16 protein-coding genes are annotated in these 22,200 nt (G+C 39.7%); 4 read left to right on the top strand and 12 right to left on the bottom strand.

Annotated features, from left to right (window positions below):
* Positions 1-392: 392 nt before the first annotated feature.
* From LQ201_RS00305 to LQ201_RS00315, 3 genes are all read right to left on the bottom strand, one after another.
* Positions 393-1,754 carry a hypothetical protein gene (locus tag LQ201_RS00305; RefSeq protein WP_230144238.1) on the bottom strand — a complete coding sequence of 454 codons (1,362 nt, stop codon included), beginning with the start codon at positions 1,752-1,754 and terminating at the stop codon, positions 393-395.
* Positions 1,755-1,781: 27 nt separating this feature from the next.
* The gene (locus LQ201_RS00310) at positions 1,782-3,158 is read right to left on the bottom strand and encodes a glycoside hydrolase family 105 protein (protein WP_230144237.1); all 1,377 of its coding nucleotides are present in this window, start codon (positions 3,156-3,158) and stop codon (positions 1,782-1,784) included.
* A gap of 884 nt (positions 3,159-4,042) precedes the next feature.
* Positions 4,043-5,083: an adenylate/guanylate cyclase domain-containing protein gene (locus LQ201_RS00315; protein ID WP_230144236.1), complete on the bottom strand. Its 1,041-nt coding sequence runs from the start codon at positions 5,081-5,083 to the stop codon at positions 4,043-4,045.
* A 330-nt stretch (positions 5,084-5,413) separates the two neighbouring features.
* Here LQ201_RS00315 and LQ201_RS00320 point away from each other — a divergent pair, with 330 nt between their 5' ends.
* Together LQ201_RS00320 and LQ201_RS00325 are read left to right on the top strand one after the other, a co-directional pair.
* On the top strand, positions 5,414-6,022 hold the full coding sequence (locus tag LQ201_RS00320; protein WP_230144235.1) for a GIN domain-containing protein: 609 nt from the start codon (positions 5,414-5,416) through the stop codon (positions 6,020-6,022).
* A 142-nt stretch (positions 6,023-6,164) separates the two neighbouring features.
* Positions 6,165-6,776 carry a hypothetical protein gene (locus tag LQ201_RS00325; RefSeq protein WP_230144234.1) on the top strand — a complete coding sequence of 204 codons (612 nt, stop codon included), beginning with the start codon at positions 6,165-6,167 and terminating at the stop codon, positions 6,774-6,776.
* 123 nt (positions 6,777-6,899) lie between these two features.
* Here LQ201_RS00325 and LQ201_RS00330 read toward each other — a convergent pair whose 3' ends face one another.
* From LQ201_RS00330 to LQ201_RS00365, 8 genes are all read right to left on the bottom strand, one after another.
* A complete protein-coding gene (locus LQ201_RS00330; RefSeq protein ID WP_230144233.1) occupies positions 6,900-7,241 on the bottom strand; it encodes a hypothetical protein in 342 nt (113 codons plus the stop codon).
* 2 nt (positions 7,242-7,243) lie between these two features.
* Complete coding sequence (locus LQ201_RS00335; protein WP_230144232.1) at positions 7,244-8,131, bottom strand: hypothetical protein; 888 nt, start codon at positions 8,129-8,131, stop codon at positions 7,244-7,246.
* Between the two features lie 149 nt (positions 8,132-8,280).
* Positions 8,281-9,915 carry an ABC-F family ATP-binding cassette domain-containing protein gene (locus LQ201_RS00340; protein WP_230144231.1) on the bottom strand — a complete coding sequence of 545 codons (1,635 nt, stop codon included), beginning with the start codon at positions 9,913-9,915 and terminating at the stop codon, positions 8,281-8,283.
* Between the two features lie 149 nt (positions 9,916-10,064).
* Complete coding sequence (locus LQ201_RS00345) at positions 10,065-10,904, bottom strand: endonuclease/exonuclease/phosphatase family protein (protein WP_230144230.1); 840 nt, start codon at positions 10,902-10,904, stop codon at positions 10,065-10,067.
* Positions 10,905-10,928: 24 nt separating this feature from the next.
* Positions 10,929-12,710 carry a RagB/SusD family nutrient uptake outer membrane protein gene (locus LQ201_RS00350; protein WP_230144229.1) on the bottom strand — a complete coding sequence of 594 codons (1,782 nt, stop codon included), beginning with the start codon at positions 12,708-12,710 and terminating at the stop codon, positions 10,929-10,931.
* Between the two features lie 23 nt (positions 12,711-12,733).
* On the bottom strand, positions 12,734-16,042 hold the full coding sequence (locus LQ201_RS00355) for a TonB-dependent receptor (RefSeq protein WP_230144228.1): 3,309 nt from the start codon (positions 16,040-16,042) through the stop codon (positions 12,734-12,736).
* 367 nt (positions 16,043-16,409) lie between these two features.
* On the bottom strand, positions 16,410-17,162 hold the full coding sequence (locus LQ201_RS00360) for an ester cyclase (protein ID WP_230144227.1): 753 nt from the start codon (positions 17,160-17,162) through the stop codon (positions 16,410-16,412).
* A 172-nt stretch (positions 17,163-17,334) separates the two neighbouring features.
* Positions 17,335-18,108: a helix-turn-helix transcriptional regulator gene (locus LQ201_RS00365; protein WP_230144226.1), complete on the bottom strand. Its 774-nt coding sequence runs from the start codon at positions 18,106-18,108 to the stop codon at positions 17,335-17,337.
* A 343-nt stretch (positions 18,109-18,451) separates the two neighbouring features.
* Here LQ201_RS00365 and LQ201_RS00370 point away from each other — a divergent pair, with 343 nt between their 5' ends.
* Both LQ201_RS00370 and LQ201_RS00375 read left to right on the top strand, forming a co-directional pair.
* Positions 18,452-19,471, top strand: coding sequence for an SDR family NAD(P)-dependent oxidoreductase (locus tag LQ201_RS00370; protein ID WP_230144224.1), 1,020 nt, complete (start codon positions 18,452-18,454; stop codon positions 19,469-19,471).
* Positions 19,472-19,655: 184 nt separating this feature from the next.
* Entirely contained in the window at positions 19,656-20,471 is an 816-nt protein-coding gene (locus tag LQ201_RS00375) for an AraC family transcriptional regulator (protein WP_230144223.1), read from the top strand.
* Positions 20,472-20,709: 238 nt separating this feature from the next.
* Here LQ201_RS00375 and LQ201_RS00380 read toward each other — a convergent pair whose 3' ends face one another.
* A complete protein-coding gene (locus LQ201_RS00380) occupies positions 20,710-22,188 on the bottom strand; it encodes a glycoside hydrolase family 30 beta sandwich domain-containing protein (protein WP_230144222.1) in 1,479 nt (492 codons plus the stop codon).
* Between the last annotated feature and the right edge of the window lie 12 nt (positions 22,189-22,200).

A 22,200-nucleotide genomic window follows, 5' to 3' on the forward strand; every position in this document is an offset into this window, starting at 1 on the left:
AAGCTATGGATCTAAATCAATTAGAAATTAAAAAATGCAAAAACTGACTTAAAGGGTGAGTAGATTTTTACTGCATAGAATCGTATTAACGTTCGTTAATTAAATAGTTGGTTAAAAAGTTATTTGGTTAGTGAATTATTTCTTAAATATATAGAGGCAGAACAAAATTCCCATCCTGTACTATCCTGTCTTCTTACTATAAAATATTATCATAAAAAGATAATATCGATCTTCAGCATACCTAAATCGTTTTAAGCAAGTCTTATTGCCTTTAAAAAAAATTAAACAACAGCATTACTGTTCAAAAAAAACATTAACAGTACAACAAATAATACAAAATAAGAGGGCTATCCTGCAATTCGCAGCAGCATGTAATGTTGTTTGGTTTAAAGTTATTTGATATTCATCCATCCTTCTGGGATAGCAATCACACAGATATTCATGGATCGGTTGTCTTCAGATAACATTGCTGACTGGATTTCGATTTTTTTACCATCAGGGCTCATGGTAGGATGCGGATGATCTGCAGCTGTTTGCTTATGCCCTGCCGAGAGCAATTTCATTTCATGTGTTTTTCTATTAATCAGATAAATGCTTCTCGAAAAATCATCGCCAACGGCCCACTTTCCGTCTGGAGAACCGCTTACATGCCAAAGCCCACTACCAGTTGACGTTTGCCCTTCAATTCTCATTTCCCTTGTTCTTAAATTTACAATGGCCAGCCCGGTAGGTTTTTCGCGGGTGCCTGATGGTCCCCAGGCATTTTCTTGTCCGGGATTGGCTCCGTTCACTTCAGTTTGTGGGACAGATACAGCACCAGTTCCAGGTATAGGCCTATGTCCCATTATGGCCATGGCTACCTCATCACGCGAAATTATGGCTTCGTGGGTAACCCATTCATAATCGGCCTCTGGATATAGTGGCCGTAACCCTGTTCCATCAGCCAATACGGTCCAGGTGCGCTGTGGCGATTTCCCGCCGGTTTCCCAGCAAAAAACAATTTCGCCAGCAAGCCAGGGATTGGTTTGTATATGCCCTATCTGAAAAGGAACGGAAATTACATATTTGATTTCGCCGGTATAAATATTCATCCCTGCTATACCCGATGGGCCAGCGCCCATTTTCCGCGGCCCAAAGTTTGGTTCCATTTTAATTCCTGCTGCAAGATGTTTAGCCGCTTCTTCTTTACCCACCCTGAAATAGGCCCAGTCTTCGTCGCCATCAAGCGCCATATCGCCACCAGCACCAATTTCTTCGGGTGTGATTCCACAAACACGCTCATAAGCCGATACAGGTTTCATTTTACCAGATTTACTATCGGCAAATACCTTAGCCAGATCTAACTCTATAATTTTTACTGCACCTCCTATGTGTTTGCCCGAATCAATATTCCGCATAAAATATAGTTTCATCGATTTTCTGGCCACATTCAACATTCCGGTGTAGCCACCTTCGGTAACCTGAACAAGATCTCCCGTCTGCTCATTTACCGCCATTGCTTCTCCCTTAACCCTGCCAGATCGGAATATCAGCCATCGTCCATCAGCAGTCCACTGGTTATGTGTCTGATAAATCTTCGAATCTCCTGCCGGCCTACTGGTTAGAAAAGTAAGTACAACACCCGTAACGGGATCTTTAACAACTTTTCTTTCTGAAGGAAAACGTTTTCCTATCTGTGCGTAGCCAGCGTAATGGTTAAATACTAAAATGCAGGTAAAAACGGCAATAAGAAATGAACAGGATGTATATTTCATCTTTATTTTGGTTAAATGCGGTGCTGACTATTTGTACATCTGTACCGAACTATCGTTTATTACGAAAGGGTGCGCTTGTAACAAACGATAAGTTTCTGCTCCTGCTAAAAGCACCGGGCCATAGCTATGTGCCGCAAAAACATTTACAGGCCTATAATAGTAAAACGCAGGATCGAAGCCCATGCCCGTACCTACACAGGTACCTTCTACCTGACCGTTTGCATTTATTTTAGTGCTCACGGCATTCCAGGCCAACAGCGCCATAGGGCCATAAGCTTTGGCGTCAAGCCAGCCTTTGTTTACTGCACGGGCAATGCAATAACTATAAATAGCGGTAGCAGAAGTTTCCAAATAAGAATCGTTACGATCTAAAAGCTGATGCCAAAAACCTGTCCCATCCTGCAAAGCTGCCAAACCTTTTACATGTGCTTTTAACATTTGCAAAATATAGGGTCTACCTGGATGGTTTACAGGCAAGGCATCCAGCAGTTCTATTTTGGTCATAAGTGCCCAACCGTTGGCTCTCGCCCAATGAAACTGCGGATGGGGATCCATATCCTGAACCCAGCCATGCATATACAATCCTTTTTCTGGATTAAACATCCGTTCGGCAAACAATCTGTATTGTTTCACCGCTTCGTCAAAATATTTCGTATCGCCAGTTAATACGCCCATCTGCGCAATTGCAGGCAGGCTCATGTAGAGATCATCAAGCCATAACGTATTGGGTTGCGGCCTGTTCCTGGCCAATGTACCATCTTTCAAACGGAACTCTTTGGTCATGATGTAATTTAAATAATGATCGATAACCGGGCGGAGATCGGCTTTCACCTCTCCTGTTCGTTGCGCCTTAATCATTGCAGCAGCAATAGAACCTGCATCATCCAGTGCATGTGGATCTATTACCGAACGAACGGGCGTTACTACCCCTTTATTTGTTTTTAAATGTTTTTGATAAGCAGAAACAACATTTGCCAAAAAATTAACCCGCTTGATGGTATAATCTTTAAATTTTTGATCTCCTGTTGCAGTAGCAACCTCCAACATCCCCGTATAGGTAACACCCCATTCGTAACTTGTTAAACGATAGTCTCCCGGTTTAAATATCGAAGTGGAATCTGCTTTTTTTAAATCCGAAACCACTTTTCCCGAAGCCTTATCTATCAGTTCGAAAGGAGTCGTTTTATCCAGGTAGTTAAAAACGCGATCCAGCGATACTTTAATATCTGCCATTTTTGTTTCACCATAAGGTGTAACATAGGCCGGTTTTAACAGATGTAGCGGCGAAGTAACATCATTCCCTTTATGTTCTACATATTGAGCAGAAGCTGGTATGCCAGCGCATATCGCAGAACAAAGAAATAATATTTTAAATCCCGAAGTTTTAATCGGATTGGTAAACATATTACATGGCTTAAACTATATCATTGCTCCCAATGGGACAAAACATATAGGGTTTATAAATGGTTAATCAAGCCAATCTATCACAATTAAAAAAAAGAAGCAACCTGCTCTGTCCTGCTTTTTTAGTAAAGAAATTATTACAGTATATATAGAGCCTGTTTAAATTTGACGCAATTATTTTTACTTATCTAATATTTTTGTCACACTGAGGGGTAATTTATTGTATAAAAATCAATATTAATGACAGAAGAATTTAAAAAATTAAATCTCCTCAGATTATCGTCATTGCGAGAAGGCTTTTTCAGCCGACGAAGCAATCTTACAACTATCGCTAGTAGCGAGCGCTTTAAGATTGCTTCGTGCCTCGCAATGACGACCCTTCTTAAAAGATCTGTCAATGGTAGGGATAATTAATTGTTTAAAATCAATATGAGTGACGTACAATTGTTTTCTCTTGGTCTACGGCGCAGTCTTGCCTCGGCTCACCGCCGCCGAAGGGCTCTTTCTTTTTGGCATCAAAAGACCAGCGTAGCTAGCTTGAATGCCCTTGAAAACATAAAAGCTCATGAAAAAACAAAAAATGCCGGCTGAAAATTTTTCTTTCGAAGCGTGTACGTTGGCTTGGATAGTGCGGCCCGAAAAATTTGTTAGGCCGGATTTAAGTAGAACGGGGATACCGTACTATGGCCTAGCTGGATGGAAATGCGAAATTTGTTAAAATGTTGATTAATAATTATTTGCAAAATAACGTCAATGGTAGTGGAGTCGATTGCTTTTAATATATCAAAAACGGGTCTTCGACTCCGCTCAGACTGACATACTAATAATTTATAGGCTCATAAAATATAATATGTTTTGCGCATATTTTTTATGCTTTGGGTGTATTAAACAGGCTGTACAGCTACAAGCTGCATTTCTTTTTCCTTTCCGCGGAGCTTAATTGCACCTAACATTTGCGTGGTATAATGATCTGTTAACTGTAGTTCTTCAATTAGCGCTATCGAAACCAGCATCTCCTGGTTAAACTCCTTGCACATATTCTGAATTCTTGAAGTGGTATTCAGTACATCTCCAGAATAGGTAATATCGCGTTTTATAATCCCCACTTCGCCTGCTATAATCTTTCCGCAATGAATACCTGCTTTAAAAGCAGGTATTAAACCATACTTTCCAATGTACTTATCCCTCAGAAGTAACAGATGCGCTTTGATATCAAAAAAACAATTGATGCATTTATTGTTTCTTAACCCTTCATCATACCGCCAGGCAATTACCACTTCATCACCCACATATTGGTATATTTCTCCCCTATTTTCTAAAATAGGATTGGTAATATCGATAAAGATATCTTTTAATAATTCGTGGTATTTTTTATCTCCGAGGCTTTCGGCGATTGAGGTTGATGAATTTAAGTCGAGAAACATAAAGATCCTTGATTCTTCTTTAGGTGTATTGTATTTTCCACTGATAATATCCCAGAAAATACCTTGCCCAAACTTACTGTTTATTTGCAGCAGCAACTGCGTTATGGAAACCACAAAGGCCCACACCAATCCGTTTTTTAAAAATCTTTTAGAATCGCCCAATTCATAGAGGCTCAGTATCTCGTTTACAATCAAAATAACGCCTAAAAACGATCCGGCAACAATTAAGAGGGTATAACCATAAGGCTTATCGTTATATTTTACATTTACAAAAAACACGAGTAAACTTCCTCCTAAAAGTGCACCAAACAAGCCAATAACTGCATTTAGTACAATTGAAGAAATTAAGGTATAGCCTGGTGCAGGCCCTAAAGAATTTCGGGTATGCAGCACAAGGTCTTCAAAAATGGCAATTACCATCCCAGCCATTACCCAAGCCAGAATAATGACCAATAACTGCTGAAGTTTTTGCTGTGTTTGCCGATTAATTTTTACTGACATCGTGATTTCTATTCAAAACGACTGATTCAATATACTTTAACTTTTACTAAAATAATGAATATAATCTTACATGTGCCCTAATAAACAATTGAAATAGCAATTACCTGCTAATACGCATAAACTGTTCGCTGCCGCACAACTACTGTTCGGAAATGAACATGCTTAAACGGGTAATAAGCAAAAATAGCCCTTACAAAGCGATTAAGATGACATTTGCTTTTTGGCACCTGCTTGGTTAACCACGAAACTGAATAATGTTGGTGCAAGCTGATTTTAAATAGTGCACCACCCATAAGCTTAATAAATTTTAACATTTAAATAAAAAATACGATGAAAACTTCAATTAAAACGCTAATCGTTATTGCATTAGCAGTAATTACCTTAACGGCTGCCCTTCCGAACAACTTAAAGGCTACAGAAAAAAACACGACGATGCTTTACAACATTCAAAACTTTAGAAAGATTGTGATAAAGGGAAATGTAGAAGTGATGTTGGTACAGCGGCCCGCGATTGGAATATCTTTTGCAGATGATAACACCGGAAATGTGAAAGTTACCCAGCAGGGCGAGGTACTACGCATTACCAGCCTCGATAAAGAGAAGTGTAAACTTGTTATTTATGTAAACGACATCTATCGCATTGAGGCTGATGAAAATGCTATAGCAAAAACAGAAACAAAGCTCAATACTAAATTTCTCCAGATCATTCTTAAGGGAAATGCCTTTGCCGATATCGATACCAGTAGTGAGGGCCTATATACTCAAATTCTCGACAATAGTACATTAAAACTCAAAGGCAATACCAATCGCCACACGCTGGTTATGGGCAAAGCACCAAATTTAACTATCGATCGTTTTGCTGCCACCCAAACAGATGTTAGCCAGGTAGAAACCACAACAGAAGAAATTGTTGCCCTTGTTCCGTCCTCAGTTCAATAAATGACAGGAGCTTGGAGCTTTAAATTAAATTATTCTGGCCAATAATTTTGCTTATTATACAAACAACCAATAGAGACAGTTATTTTTTCTATTTTGCATTCAAAACAAAGCCTACCTCTAGACTAAATAACATCATTAGCAAATGAAACTCTCTGAAAACTTGCAAAAACTATTGCCATATGGTTACCTGTTCCTTGTGGTGATGGGAATACTAAAAGAAAGCATTTTTTACCATCAGATTGGTATAAACATTTTAAAGTACACCACAATTATGGATGTATTGATCAGTCCGGTGGCAACACTAACATCTCATCCGGTAGTGTTGGTTGTTACAACAGGCTTTATTCTATTATCCTATGCCTATCCAACCTACCTGGTAAGGCGTAGGAATAAAAAGTGGGCTCAACGTCTTTCTGGCCTAAAAAACCCTGAAACACTTAGTGAAGAGGAAGTAGAAAACCATTTTTCAAAACTTTTCACTATTATTTTTGCTATCGGACTACTATCACTGTTTTTGGGGATTGGACTTGGACAAGGGAAAAACTTATCAAAACACATCCGCAATAACGAACTCGAATACGACCGCAAGCTGAATTATTCGAACGGCGAATCTGAAGACATTTATTTGATCGCCACAAATAGTATTTATTATTTCTACCTATCCAAAGGAAACAGATCAATTAAGGTTGCTCCAATTGGTGCCATAAAAAATTTAGAAATCCCACTAAAAGCTTCAATTAGTATTAAACAGTAGTCTTATTTCTGAATAAAGTGTTCAGGTATTTTAATAGATAATACGAATGAAGAAATTATTGATTTGCTTAAAAAGGGAAAAGTTTTTAAGACAACCTTTTTCCCTTAGCTTATGCTACCTTTTTCAAAGCTCTGATTGCTTCAGCATTCGCATTTTCCCTGCCAGCAATTCCAATACGGGCTGCGTTGCAATTAAATTAAAACTCCAGATATCATCCGTGATAAAAATAAAATTGCCCTCAAAACTGTAAATGTAATCTCCTCCTTCAATCCCAATCATCCAGTCTTCTTTTTTCAGGTCAGGATAGGTTTGTAAAACCCTCATACAATATGCGCGAACCTCATCCTCATCTCTAAAATCATCCAAAAGAGGTAAAATACTGTTTTCTTTATTCAGGTTATATTCGCTCAACATTTCCTCAAACCTGTTTTCCATAGGCGCATCTATTTCAATTTTAGATTTCACTTTTACGGCGCTGTAGCCACTTTAACTGTACAGCTCATCCCAGTTTTAAACTTATCTTCAGTTGCCGAGGGGATTTCTACACTAATCACAACAGGAAATCGCTCAATCATTTTTACAAATTTCCCAGTCGCGGTATTGGGAGAGATCAGGGCCGAGTTGTTTTTCAATCCGCCAATCTCTAATATTTTACCAGAAAGGCTGGTTTCTGGAAGATCATCTAAAACAACTTTAACAGACTGTCCCTTAAGCAGGTGTTGTTCCTGAACTGATCTAAAATTGGCCTTAACTAAAAATGTCTTGCTTCCATTTATCTCCTTGACGTCAAAAACTGCATCATCCGTATACTCAAAGTTTCCTGCCTTAGACGGAATAACCTTGCTGTTTAACAACACCTCTGACCATTGTTTAAGGAAATCTGCCGGAAACCTTGAGGTTATCATCGAAACGAAGACAGTATGCCTGCAAGTTTTACCATCTATAATATAAACAAGAGTAGAAGTAGGTATTTGCTTGGATTTAATATTCTCGCTTTCAATACTGATCAGTTTATAAGGAAATGGGCCATCCTTCTTTTCTTTCAAGAACTTAATAATGGCGCCTTTTGTTTTTGATGGATCAAAGAAGGCATTAATACTATCGAAGCTTATGGTATTTTTGGTGATATCTTCACTAAGTATCGTTACCATTTCTTGCCATTTTTCTTTAGCACCGCCCTTCAGGTTCCATTTTTGACGACGACGAGAGAAATCGGTCTGGGTTGAGGATAGTTTTTCGTCAAGCTCCCGTTCTTCACCTTTAGGCCAGTTCATTTCGAGATCTTCACGATTAGATTGGGCTTTGGCCAATCCGAAAGTAAGTAGTAAGCCAATTAAAACAACAATGTTTTTCATTTATTCATCATAGTAGGTAGAATTAAAGGTAAGAATTTAAGTAAAATAAAATCATCAAAGCTACATTGCTTTAAAATCCAAAATCTGTTAAAACAAAAAAGCAGCTCTTTTTTAGAACTGCTTTTAAAAATTTAGTATTGGAAATACGTTTAACTTTGCTCTATTTCCTTCAGGCTATTCATTTTCTTATAAGCTAAGAATCCTTTAATATCTTCAAAGTGTTCACGAACACGTTTATTGCCAAATTCAAATACTTTCTGAACTAATCCATCTAAGAAATCACGGTCATGCGATACCAAAATCAAAGTACCATCAAAATCTTTCAACGCGTCTTTAATAATATCTTTGGTTTTCATATCCAAATGGTTGGTAGGCTCATCCAGGATCAATACATTTACGGGTTCTAACAACAATTTAATCATGGCCAAACGGGTTTTCTCACCACCAGAAAGTACCTTAACCTTTTTTGTGGTATCATCGCCACTGAACATAAAGGCGCCTAAAAGGTCTTTGATTTTTATTGAGCCGTCGCTTAATGGAATTTGATCAATGGTTTCGAATACCGTTAGGTTTTCATCCAGCAATGCAGCCTGATTTTGCGCAAAATAGCCAATCTTAGCATTGTGCCCTACTTTTAAACCACCTTCAAAATCAATCTCACCCATAATGGCTTTAATCATAGTCGATTTACCTTCGCCGTTTTTACCAACAAAAGCCACTTTTTCTCCTCGTTCGATCACCATAGATGCTTTTTCAAAAACAACATGATCGCCGTAAGTTTTAGTCAACTCTTCGACCATTACCGGGTACTGACCTGAACGTGGTGATGGAGGAAACTTTAATCGTAATGCCGAAGTATCCACTTCATCGATCTCGATTACTTCTAGTTTCTCCAGCATTTTTACACGCGATTGTACCTGTAAGGTTTTAGAATAGGTTCCCCTAAAGCGATCGATAAATTCCTGGTTGTCGGCAATAAAACGTTGTTGTTCTTCGTAGGCTTTCAATTGGTGTACACGGCGCTCGGCACGCAGTTGGAGGTAATGGGTGTATTTGGCTTTATAATCGTATATCCTGCCCATGGTTACCTCAATAGTACGGTTGGTAATATTATCTACAAAGGTACGATCGTGGGAGATTACCATCACCGCCTTTGCCGAATTGATCAGAAAATCTTCCAGCCATTGAATACTTTCGATATCCATGTGATTGGTAGGCTCATCCAGTAAAATAAGATCAGGTTTCTTTAATAAAATTTTGGCCAATTCGATACGCATGCGCCATCCGCCAGAAAATTCAGAAGTTTGGCGGGTAAAGTCTTTACGCTCGAAACCCAAACCTTTTAACACTTTCTCTACTTCTGCATCGTAATTGGTTTCTTCAATCGAATAAAATTGCTCACTTAGCTCCGATACCCGCTCAATAAGCTTCATATAGTCGTCACTTTCGTAATCGGTACGGATAGTAAGTTGTTCATTCAGCTCATCAAGTTCTTTTTGCATCTGGTTTACCTCGGCAAAAGCTTTCATAGTCTCCTCAAAAACAGTAACATTGTCATGAGTGAGCAAATGTTGTGGCAAATACGCAATCACAGCTTCTTTCGGGCCTGTTACGCTACCAGAAGTAGGTTTAGCTACATCTGCAATGATTTTTAAAATGGTCGACTTGCCCGCACCATTTTTACCCATTAAGGCGATTTTATCGTTCTCGTTTATCGAAAAGGTTACATCGCTAAAAAGGGTGGTTCCGCCAAATGAAACGGAGATGTTATTTACATTAATCACGATTGGGAATATTAAATTCGCGGCAAAGATAAAGGAAAGCGGTTAAATTATCGTGAGAATTTTAAGACATAAAAGAAGGATCTCTTGAACAATTATCCAAGAGATCCTTTTTACATTATTAGGCCGCAGCGCAGCCGCAAATAAGTTTACTATTTCAGCTCAATCTCGGCCAATACCGGAAAATGATCTGAAGGGAATTTACCAAAATAGGTATCAGTCAAAATACCCCACCTGGTTGCTGTAAATTGTTTACTCATAAAAATATGATCAATTACAGTTTGCCCACGTGGCGTACGGAAGCCATTTGAAGATGAGTTATTGGCATACGGAAACTTAACTTTTGAATGTGTATCTGATAAAACACCTGAAGTTGCGATGCTTTGATACCATTCGCTGTCTCTTCCCCCATTTAAATCGCCAGTTAACAATGTTGGTGTAGTGCCGGCAATTTCAGCAATCTTTTTTAATATCAGTTTACTGCTCTCTTTGCGGGCAATAACCCCTTGGTGATCGTAATGCACATTAAAGGTGTAAAACTTCTTTTTGGTTTTCACATCTTCGAGGAACACCCACGAGCAAATTCTATTGCAACACGTGGCGTCCCATCCTTTCCCCGGTTGATCAGGAGTTTCAGATAACCAGAAGTCGCCACTTTTAAGTAGTTTAAAACGGTCTTTACGGTAAAAAATAGCAGAATGCTCCCCGCCATCCTTGCCATCATCTCTTCCTTTGCCATATCGTGCATATTCTGGAAGTGCATTAGAGATATCATCCAACTGGTTCTTTAAACCTTCCTGAATTCCAAGTACATCGAACTTATGAAAGCGGATAAGGTTGGAAACAATAGGTGCCCTGTTTACCCATAGGTTGCCTGAATCGGAAGGATTATCATAACGGATATTAAAGGTACCAATGGTAATTTGCTGCGCCTTCACCATCAATGTTGTAAAGGATAACAAGGTTGCAGGTAATAATAATTTTATTTTCATCTTTATTTATCTGTAAATCAGTAATTATTCCCAACCTGGGTTTTGTTTCAGGTTAGGGTTTCGTTGAAGATCGCTTAAAGGAATTGGATAATAATAATTTCGCTCATTCCATTTCCGTGAGATTTCTTTCATCCAGGTGAGTTCGCCATTACTGCCGTTCTTTAACAATTGCGAATTGGCAGCGCTACCAATAGTTGCAGAAACATCAACATAAGTTACGCCAGCCACTCCAGGTGTTGGGCGCGTACCCTGATAAAATGCAACATCCAGAATGCCATCTTCATTTAAATCCATAGGGGTATTTAAAGCTGGCACGTAGAAACCGTTCCATTCCTGTTCCATCAAGGGGCCTCTTTTCCACCTCAGTAAATCAGCATAACGCAGTCCTTCTAAACTAAGCTCAATACCCCTTTCTCTCCTGATTTCCAACAAAGTAGCATCAGTAATTCCAGGAAAATAATTGGCAATTAAATATGGATCGGCAAAGGTTGGCTTGATATTTAAACCTCCGGTAATTCCCGCTCTCGATCGTAGTGCACCAATAGTTAAAGCCCATTCCGCATCTGTTAGCGTGCCTAACTCGGCTTTTGCCTCCGCATAATTTAGCAGCACTTCTGCATAACGAAACAATGGAATTGCATTGGTATTTAGTGCACCTGCATCAAAGTAAGTATCATCAAGTGTGTATTTGATCGGCTGATAACCGGTAAAGGTATAAGAGAAAACCGGTGGCGCGGGTACCTGTTGTCCACTACTTATTCTTTTATAATCGCCTGAGCGGATGGTCTGTTTCAATCTTAAATCACGATTTTTCACCTCATCCTTAAAAAGCATAGTACTGTAGGCCGGATCATTGGTATATGGCGTGCCATCCAGTTTTAGGAAGGTATTAATAAAGGTTCGGGTAAAACTTGCTTTTGCACCATATGTACCACTAGTCCACCACCAATTGGCCTCATTTAATACACCAAGGTTAACATCTGCAACAGCAGCTTGGAGCACTTCATTTATCAAGGGCGTATTGCTGGTAAATACCTGACGATAAGATGCCCCTGCACCTCCTGCTGTATTGAGTGAATAACCACCCTTTTTGATAATCTCATCTGCAGCTGAGGCAGCATCTTCCAGCCATTTGTTTGCCGTTGCACCCAAACTTAGCTCCGTATGATATTTCCTATACGTGCCCTCAAAAAGACAGATCCGCGATTTGTAAGCATAGGCGACCCATTTGGTAATTGTGGTGCGACTGGGATCATTGGTAGCCAGAATGTTGGCACAGGCAAAATTGATATCAGCCAGTACAGAGTCCATCACCAGTTCTCTTTTATTTCTGCCTGCATTTAATGCCGGGTCATCAATATCTAAAGGCTTGTTAATCCAGGGTACATCGCCAAAACGCTTTACCTTTTCCATATAAAAATAAGCACGGAAATAACGTGCTATGCCTAGATAGTTGTTGCGAACTGTTGGCGATACAGCAGGATCGTTACAGTTTTCTATAAAATAATTAATGTTCCTTAAATCTCTCCAGGTCCAGCCAGAGCTATTATTGGCGGCAAAACCACCCTGCCGGATAAAATCAGGCACAGATTTAACCGCAAGATAATCGGACATGGCATCCTGGCTGGTAGAGTTTTTGGGAAGAAAATCCATACCATAAAAGGAATTAGTATATAATTTAAGTCCGTTCTCTGTACCGAAAACCGCTTTTTTAGTGGCTGTAGATTCTGGTTGCTGATCTAATTTTTTGCAGGCCGCCAAACCCAGGCAGGCTAAAAGAATCCAGATATATTGTTTTTTCATCATTTCTATTATTTTTAATCAATAGCCTAAAAACCAATGTTTAATCCAAAAGAATAAGACTTCATTAAAGGGTAGTTATAACCATCACCATTTGTACTGTTCGGATTCAAGTCCTGATCTGAAGGCACCGCATTTTCAACATCGATGGTATGTTTTACAATTTTGTACATCGGTGAATAGGTAAATAGGTTTTCACCTGAGAAAAACACCTTCACACTACGTGCACCGATCTTATTTATCCATTTGCTTGGCAGATTATACCCAACCTGAAGATTTTTCATCCTTAAGTAAGCCACATTCTGGAGGTACTTCGTTTGCGCCACGCCCAGTGTACGGTTGGTATTGCTCGATGCAGCCCTCGACATCGTTCTTGGGAAATAGGCATCAGTATGCTGTGGTGTCCACATGTTGCCCAAATGAAAAGTTGGTATATTATTGTATGGTCTGTTATACTGCCCCCAGAACATTTCTGTTTCTGTGCTTGGATACCATTGCTGTTTGCCTACCCCCTGGAAGAAGACAGAAAATGAGATATTATGCCAATCTGCACCCAGATTAATGCCATAAAGATATCGCGGTGCTGAGTTTCCAATGATTTTTCTATCTCCAGATTTACCTACCTTGTTCTCGCCTACATTGATGAAACCATCTCCATTCAGGTCTTTAAGTTTGATATCGCCAGCGAACCATTTACCGCTTGGAGATGCCCTCATCTGCGGATCCTGTTTGGCGTGAGCTGCTATATCGGCATCATCAATAAAGAAACCTTCGGTTTCATAACCCCAAATTTCCCCCAAAGTCTGCCCCTCATAGTAATCGCTCAATAACTTATCTGGATTATTGTATTTATCGATCTTGGTCTTATTATCAGAAAGGGTTAGCCTCACATTATACCTAAAGGGTTTGTCTGATCTTCCGATCCGATCATTCCAACCAATTGAAACTTCCCAGCCTCGGGTTGTTAAGTCTGCGTAGTTGCCTTTGGGCACATCGGCACCAAATACTGCAGGTGGGGTAAGGCCAAAAGTAAACATGTCAGTAGTTTTACGGATATAAGCATCTCCTGTGAAAGTCAAACGTCCTGAAAGCATGGTCAGATCTAAACCCAAGTTGGTCGTTGTAGAGGTTTCCCAGGTTAAGCCATCTGGCAATACTGCCGGAATCTTGGTTGTTTGTGGTTTAACACCATTCAGGATAACACCTGATTGGCTGATATTGAAGATCTCTTGGAATGCGTATGAAGCAATATTACCATTTCCAAGAGAGCCGTAAGAAGCCCTTAATTTTAAATCAGAAATAAACTTATCGGATACTTTCCAAAAAGGCTCTTTATTGATCCTCCATCCTGCCGAAACTGACGGAAAAAACCCATAACGCTGATCGGAAGGGAATTTCGAAGACCCATCATAACGTGCATTCACCTCTACCAGATAACGATCTTTAAAAGCGTAATTTAATCTGGAAAATCCACCCAAAATTGCCCACTGTTCGTAACCTCCACCTGTATTAATTGATTGGCCCAAAGCAAGGTTAAGGTCTGTGGCGTCTTCAAAAATAATCCCATTACGCTGAATGGCAACACGGTTATAAGTAGATTGCTCATAGTTGTAACCTGCCATTACTTTTAAATAATGATCAGCCCCAAAATGGTTTTCGAACTCCGCATAAATATTGGTGGCAAGGTAATTGGTTTCGCGCTTATCGAACAACAGATCATTCGTGGTTGTACCCACGTAGGCAGTTACCCCGCGTACATTGCTATAAGGCACCTGTACCCTTTTTTGTTCGATATCGTTGTTGGTATTACGAAAAGTAAAATCAGCATTTATCCTCAATTTATTATTTAAGAAATTACTCCTTAAGCCTGTAATATTCCTAAAAACCTGGCGTCGGGTATCAATCCCGTTCTTCCCGTAAATAAAATCACCTACGGTATACGCAGAAGCAAACGTTAATGATCCATCATGATTAAATAAAGGCATTGTTGGTTTTCCTTCATCGGCAATGTTTCGCCATATACCACCACCTTCACCCACATTAATTGGATTGTGGTAATTCATTACAGAGTAATCGGCATTGTTTTCGATACTCAGCCATGGAAAAACCTGAACCGAACCTCTTGCCCGGATATTTTTCATGTCGTAATCATCGCTATTGTATCTAAACAACCCACCTTGATTTAAGAAACGGCCTGAAACCAGAAACGAAGCTTTATCACTACCGCCACTTACCGACAAATTATTTTCAAAAGCAGCAGTATTTCTTTTATACAGCTCGGCATAATAATCGGTGCTACCATAATAAATGTATTCTCCGGTAGTTGGGTTAACCTCGATCTGATTGTAAGGCTGACCAGATTCTGCTCTTTTCTTAAATTCGTCAAGATATGCCTGCGAGAATTTCTGAGTTTTGTTCGCATTTTGAGGAAAAGCACCATCACCATTTACAAAAGCTTCGGCAAACATTTTTGCCCAGGTGTAACCATCAGTTACATAATCGGGAACCTGCAATGGACTTTTTATAGCATAGTTGGATGAATATGAAACATTAGTGCGTCCTTTCTCCGCTTTTTTAGTTGTGATCAGCACAACCCCAAAAACACCCCTCGCACCATAAATGGCCGCAGATGCAGCGTCCTTTAAGATAGAGACACTTTCAACGTCGTTAGGGTTAAGCAAACTCGGATCTCCTTCAAAACCATCAATAAGGATGAGTGCATTACCCCCCTGACCAATAGAAGTTGTACCCCTGATATTATAGTTTGGTGATTGTGTGGGCTTACCGTCCATCATTTTCAGATTTAGATTAGGAAGAAGTCCCTGAAGCCCTTGTGTAAGGTTGGTAATCGGTCTGTTCTCAATGCTCTTTGACGTAATCTGATCAACAGCACCAGTTGCATTTTCCCTCTTTTGGGTACCATATCCCACAACAAGCACCTCGTTTAAACTTCCAGTCTCGCCTTTAAGGGTTACATTCAGCGTGGTTGTTTCGTTGCTTTTCACCACAACTTTATTCAGGGTTACTGCAGTATAGGATATGAAACTTACCTGGATATTGTAAGTTCCATCAGGAACGTTTATGCTAAAGCTACCATCGGGTTTGCTCTGCACAACTTTGTTTAATTCCTTGATGAGGATACTCGCACCCGGGAGTGGGTCGCCCTTTTCATCAACGACCCTACCGCTGATGGTTCCTGTGCCTTGCTTTTTTATGGAATGGACTGCATTACCCCAATAAATCGCCGCATTTGCAGGTACTGAGATTACACCGGATAATAGACTTGCCAATGACGCGCATAGCAAAAACTTCCGCTTAAGCAGTAAAGGTTTTTTCATGTTAATTAAAAATTAGTAATCGGCCCTAAACCGTTTTAGTTTATATTCTTGGTCCCTTAGAATGCAGGCAAAGCTACTCGCCCCATGTAAACACTATATTAACTTACTTTAATTTTTAAAGCCTAAACGAATTAGCTGAGGAATGGAGAAATTGAGTTGTAACAATTTCTAAAAAAATTGCGAGATACCCCTTTATACCAAAAGTTAGTTAAAGTTGAGCCTACAAATAGCGTAGAATACAGGGGTAAATAGTAATCAATCGATAATGCCATTTTTTGAAATGATGTTCCCAGATTTTTTTTCACCGTTCAATCCCATCAAAGTGGTTTCGATCGTCAGGCACATTGCATTTATCTTTGCACATTTCTCACTCTTTAAATTTTGAATATAGTCCTCTTTCCATTTTTATATTTAATCGCTGGTAAAATTCAACAGGATTAAATGCTATTCGCTTATATTCTGTTTGTACGGTTGTTTTCGCTTGATTCAGTTTGTCCTGATTTTCCCAAGCGGCAATTGTTATAATGACCAAATTACCCTCACTGTCTTTTTGTTCGAAAACCTGATCACTTATAAAGCCTGGCAAAGTTTTTATAAACACCCTGTTATAATTCATTCTCTCTACAAACTCTTCAACTGATACTTTGGGAACTGAAAACTTATCAACGAAGTATACCTCATCACGATTTTCTTTTTTATTGGATAAATTTGTGAGGCTGATGGGTAAGACATCCAACTGTTGTAAAAAGCCTAAGCGGTCCGTTTGTGTCTGACTTCCAGTTATTTTGCCATTTTTAAATTCATAGGTTACTATTCCATCAACAGAAACAGTTTTATTGGTTGGCGGAATATTCTGGAATTGATTTTTATGAGTTCCACTAAATTTTTGTTTCACGACTACTTTATTTCCACCAGCAATTATCTCTTTTACTTTCCATTGAGCGTCTGGAAATGCTTTTGTTAACTCAGATATTGTTTCTTGAAAGCCAGCGGCGCCCTTGGCTCCAAACTGGTTTATATAATCCGGCGAAATTATCTCTGATAACTTCTCATACCGTTTTTTTAAAAATACCGTATCGTAGAGGAAATAAATGAGCCCTTTTTGTTTAATGTTATCCATTTTATTTGATTTTTCTAGTGACCTGTTAGTAACTTGGGAAAAGCTATTTTGCTTGCACATCATTACGGTGCATAATGCGAAGGTTATTCTGAGTATTGAAGTCATCGGTTATATTTTTTATACTTCAAATTTCAGAACAACTCAAGCCAAATCATTGTAAAAAATCATTGAATTACCAAAAGTTAGGCGATTTATAGAACACTGATGGTGTTTGCCCGGTAAACAGCTTAAAGTCTTTATTGAAATGAGGTTGGTCGTAATATCCTGCGTTAAAAGCTATGCCTGCCAGGCTTTCTGCTTGTTGTTTCTGTCTCACAATTGCCTCCATCCTTATAATAGAGGAGAATTGTTTTGGCGATGTGCCAACTGTTTTTCTAAACCTCTTTTCAAAAGCGTCATTACTGATATAAAGCGTGTCTGCTAATTCTTTTATTCTGATTGCACCTTTTGTTGAATGAATTATTTCTACGGCTGCTGAGATTAATCTGTCAGGTTTATGGCTATCTAATCGCGATAATAAAAACTGCTCAATGATGGCAATCCTCTGAATATTGTTTTGAGCTTCGCCTAATTGTTCTTCAATAATTTCAATTGTATCTCTCTTAATGAAAGCATCAAGAGAAATACTTTCTTCAAAGAGTTCATAGAGCGGTTCGTTAAAAAATGCTTTAGCTCCTGTCTCTTTAAACTGAACAACTATGGTAGCGGAATCTTGTAAATAGTGGATGAGTCTTACCGACTTTCTTAAACCAGAAATAGTTGAAGCAGGCAAAAGTTCTTCTCTATCGTCTGATAGGTAACTGACCTGCCCCTTGTAACGAAAAGCAACAACAAGCGAGGTTCCCGGCAAAATCCTATTTGTCATTTCCACTTCACTTTCAACAATTCTGTATGCCTTGATGAAAGGTCTCAGTAATTCGGTCGGTATATACTCTTCGATTCTCATTTTTGCTGTTGGTACTGATAAAAATACAGCTTCTATTTATGCTGTACAAAATTTTTCTCGGATATATCCCTCCAATAACCTGACAGGATACCAGGATTGACTTCAATTTTTCTTCCTGTCACAGGAATTCCCATGGCATCTAACCCTAGGAAGATATTGATTTTATGAACTTCATCATCATCGAAAAAATCAGCAGACAATAAGCATTAATCCCCCTATCGATCATAAATCCGACGCGCTCAAAAAAAACTGACCTTATAAACAAAGTAAATTGACACGCTAAACAAAATCCACCTTTGAGTAACCGCCTACATTTGTCCTATAACATTTAATCAAAAACAAGATGGAAAAAAACAATTATCAAGGCGCGTTACAACACCCACTGGGGTCAGGTTTTAGCGCTACCTCAACAGCAGCAGAAGTCATCAAAGGCATTGACCTTAAAGGAAAGATCGCCATCGTGACCGGTGGCAACGCCGGCATCGGTCTGGAAACCACAAAAGTACTGGCCTCAGCGGGTGCAACCGTGATCGTACCGGCAAGGGACATCGAAAAAGCAAGGAAAAACCTCCAAGGCATTCCTAACGTGGAAATCGAAATAATGGATCTTGCCAGACCTGACACTATCGATGCGTTTGCTGAAAAATTCCTGGCATCAGGCAGACCACTGCACATACTCATCAATAATGCAGGAATCATGTGGGTGCCTTTGCAAAGAGACAGCCGTGGTTTCGAATCACAGCTATCCACCAATTACTTTGGACAGTTTCAGCTGGTCGCAAGATTATGGCCAGCACTTAAAGATGCTCATGGCGCACGCGTAGTTAACGTTTCTTCATTGGGTCACCACATGGCATCCTTTAATTTCGATGATCCCAATTTCGAGCACAGGGAATATCAAACGCTCCTTGGATATGGACAATCAAAAACTGCCAGCAACCTTTTCGCGCTCGAATTAGATAACCGCGCAAAAGCGCATCAGGTAAGGGCCTACTCCTTACACCCCGGATCGATCGCTGGAACAGAACTAGCCAGGGATGCCGATATGGAACTGTTCAAACAAATGGGCTTTTTTGATGAAAACGGCGATATGCGCCCAGAAATATTGGCCAGTCTGAAAACCATTCAACAGGGTGCTGCAACATCCATTTGGGCCGCCACCAGTCCACAGCTCAACAACATAGGAGGTGTTTACTGCGAAGATACCGATATCGCCGAACTGCTGTCAGAAAATCCTTCCATTCAAACTGATGCTAAACTGCACCAAAGTGGCGCAATGGACTATTCATTGGATGAAAGCAGTGCTAAAAAGCTATGGGACTTGACCGAGGAAATGACAGGAATTAAATTCAACGTGAACTAGGCCATGAAAAACTTAAAAGGAAAAACCGCCCTGATTACCGACGGAAACAGCGGCATCGGCTATGCTGCTGTTGAACAGCTGAAAGAAAACGGAGCATAGGTGGTTATCACTGGCTCAGCGTATCTGATCGATGGCGGCCATTGCATCTCATGGAATGTAATGAAAAACCAATAACTTTATCACAATGGAACATATATCCAAATACCTGACCAAGGACATCAAGCTTTCCAGCTACGAAGATAAGCTGTTCAAATCCGACCTGATGTTTGACGACCACATGCTGGTATGGTTCATTTCCGGAGAAACTAAGATCATACAGGCAGAATCCACCTTCAGCTTTAAAACAGGCGATATTTTTCTGATCCCAAGGAACGAACTGGCTACAATCATCAACTATCCGAAAAACGGCCTGCCGCATAAAACCGTGGTGATGCATTTATCTACCGAGCGGTTAAAAAAGTTCTATGAAAAAACCGAGCATAACAAGAAAACACAGCCCCAGCAGAAAATTTACCGTTTCAGCAACCACCCGCTACTGGAAAGCTGTCTGGCTTCCCTGATCCCCTATTTTGATGTGGAAAGTGAGTTCCCGGAAAGCCTGGCCACCCTTAAAATTGAAGAGGCGATCAACATCCTACGGCTGATCGATCCCAGTATAGATAGTGTCCTTGCCAACTTTGATGTTCCGGGTAAGATTGACCTGATCGACTTCATGCAGCGCAACTTCATGTTCAACATGTCTCTGGAAAAACTGGGCTACCTGACCGGCCGTAGCCTGTCCACCTTCAACAGGGATTTTAAAAAACTATTCCATACCACGCCCCAGAAGTGGCTGACTGATAAAAGACTGGAACTGGCCCATTACTACCTGACCGAGAAAAAGAAAAAACCGACCGAGATTTACCTCGAAGTCGGCTTTGAAGACCTCTCCCATTTTTCCTTTATTTTCAAAAAGAAATACGGCGTTTCTCCTAATCGGCTTCCCTTAAATAGCCAATAACGGATAGACTGCTTTAATAAACTACAATAATGAAAATCAAGGAAAGTCATACTAAAAAAGTGGATTATAAATATCGCTGAGTAATTTAAATTCCTATTCCATTTTATTCTCCCCGATACTATTTTTTTTATTAGTGCTTAGCTTTTTTAGCCAAAGCTAACTTCTGTCACATCAAAAAACAATGAATACAACATAAACATATCACCACTCCTGATGTAGAAAAAAGCAATTAGTCCTATTATTCAACTATCAATGTAGCTATGGAATGCGGCAAGCTGGTGGTTGTAGCTGCCTGACCTTTTATCCATAGGCTATACTTGATTTTTTCATCTGATTGATTCATCACAACCACAACAAGTTTTCCATCTGTATTCAAAAAAGAGGTCGTTTGCAGAAGATCACGACTGGATGCTGTGGCAATTCTTCTGGCTCCGGGACGGATGAATTTTGAAAAATGCCCGATGTAATAGTAGGCATTGGTATAGATTAATTTATCCTTCTTAGTATCGGCATGTACCGGGGCAAAACAAAAATTCCCTACATGGTTTGGGCCACCGTTTTCATCTAAAAGAATATTCCAGTCCGTCCACGCTGCAGTTCCGGCATTAAAGTCATTGATCATTGAATAGCCATAGCGCTCGCCCAAAGTCCAATCATCCAACTTCTTTACATCATACTTTTCTTTACATCCCTCGGTAAAAATTAGCGCTTTATCCGGATAGGCTTCATGTGTCTGCCTTACATTTCCAAACTGCATGTCACTTCCGGTCCACGTTTCATACCAGTGGAAACCAATACCCCAAACGTATTTCGCAGCATCTTTATCATTTAAAATGGTAGTTGCTCTTTGAAAAATTTGATCGCGGTTATGATCCCAGGCAATCAGTTTCTTAGAAGATAGACCTGATTTATGGAGTGTAGGGCCTAAGAAGTTTTTTATAAAATCGCGCTCCTCTTCTGCAGTATACACACAGGATTCCCATCGCTGTTTAGCCATTGGCTCGTTTTGAACAGAGAGACCCCAAACTGGAATACCCATCGCTTCGTAAGCTTTAATAAACTTTACATAATGATTTGCCCAACTTTGGCGATATTTGGGCAATAAATGCCCTCCTTGAATCAGACTGTTATTGTCTTTCATCCAGGCAGGTGGTGACCAAGGACTCACGTATAATGATAATTTACCCCCGGCAGCCGCAGTTGCCATTTTAATTAAGGGAATTTTAAACTCCTTATCGTGAGCAATGCTAAAAGTTTTTAAATCTTTATCATTATCCTGAACATAAGTATAGCTTCGGCTGGAGAAATCACAGCTCGCAATATTTGTACGGGCCAAGGTGTAACCTATACCTTTATCTTTATCGTAATAGGCAGTAAGCAGTTCTTGTTGGTTTTGACTGGAAAGTTTGGCAAAGGTTTCTGCAGAGGCATCAGTCAATGCTCCGCCGATGCCTACCAAGGTTTGATATCTGATGTTGGGATCAACGAAAATTGTTGGTTCCGTTTCAAAGGGCTGTCTATTTTCTGCAAAATTTAATGTTTCAGTTTTGCTGATGCGATAATCAGATTTGCTCGCTGTGGTGTAAACCACAACTTTTTTATTTCCAAGCACATATCCCTGAAGGGATTTACCGGTTGCTCCAACACTTTTTTTGTGCTGTGCCACTGCACCAAATGTGGTCGCGAACACTAATAGGAAACTTATATTTTTTTTCATTGTCCTTTAAAT

The organism is Pedobacter sp. Bi126 (assembly GCF_918698245.1).
In the GTDB taxonomy this organism is placed as follows: Bacteria; Bacteroidota; Bacteroidia; order Sphingobacteriales; family Sphingobacteriaceae; genus Pedobacter.

Excerpts from the sequence above, each read along its gene's own strand:
- LQ201_RS00305 (WP_230144238.1), bottom strand. The coding sequence starts at position 1,754 with ATGAAATATACATCCTGTTCATTTCTTATTGCCGTTTTTACCTGCATT.
- LQ201_RS00310 (WP_230144237.1), bottom strand. The coding sequence starts at position 3,158 with ATGTTTACCAATCCGATTAAAACTTCGGGATTTAAAATATTATTTCTT.
- LQ201_RS00315 (WP_230144236.1), bottom strand. The coding sequence starts at position 5,083 with ATGTCAGTAAAAATTAATCGGCAAACACAGCAAAAACTTCAGCAGTTA.
- LQ201_RS00320 (WP_230144235.1), top strand. The coding sequence starts at position 5,414 with ATGAAAACTTCAATTAAAACGCTAATCGTTATTGCATTAGCAGTAATT.
- LQ201_RS00325 (WP_230144234.1), top strand. The coding sequence starts at position 6,165 with ATGAAACTCTCTGAAAACTTGCAAAAACTATTGCCATATGGTTACCTG.
- LQ201_RS00335 (WP_230144232.1), bottom strand. The coding sequence starts at position 8,131 with ATGAAAAACATTGTTGTTTTAATTGGCTTACTACTTACTTTCGGATTG.
- LQ201_RS00345 (WP_230144230.1), bottom strand. The coding sequence starts at position 10,904 with ATGAAAATAAAATTATTATTACCTGCAACCTTGTTATCCTTTACAACA.
- LQ201_RS00350 (WP_230144229.1), bottom strand. The coding sequence starts at position 12,710 with ATGATGAAAAAACAATATATCTGGATTCTTTTAGCCTGCCTGGGTTTG.
- LQ201_RS00355 (WP_230144228.1), bottom strand. The coding sequence starts at position 16,042 with ATGAAAAAACCTTTACTGCTTAAGCGGAAGTTTTTGCTATGCGCGTCA.
- LQ201_RS00360 (WP_230144227.1), bottom strand. The coding sequence starts at position 17,162 with ATGGATAACATTAAACAAAAAGGGCTCATTTATTTCCTCTACGATACG.
- LQ201_RS00365 (WP_230144226.1), bottom strand. The coding sequence starts at position 18,108 with ATGAGAATCGAAGAGTATATACCGACCGAATTACTGAGACCTTTCATC.
- LQ201_RS00370 (WP_230144224.1), top strand. The coding sequence starts at position 18,452 with ATGGAAAAAAACAATTATCAAGGCGCGTTACAACACCCACTGGGGTCA.
- LQ201_RS00375 (WP_230144223.1), top strand. The coding sequence starts at position 19,656 with ATGGAACATATATCCAAATACCTGACCAAGGACATCAAGCTTTCCAGC.
- LQ201_RS00380 (WP_230144222.1), bottom strand. The coding sequence starts at position 22,188 with ATGAAAAAAAATATAAGTTTCCTATTAGTGTTCGCGACCACATTTGGT.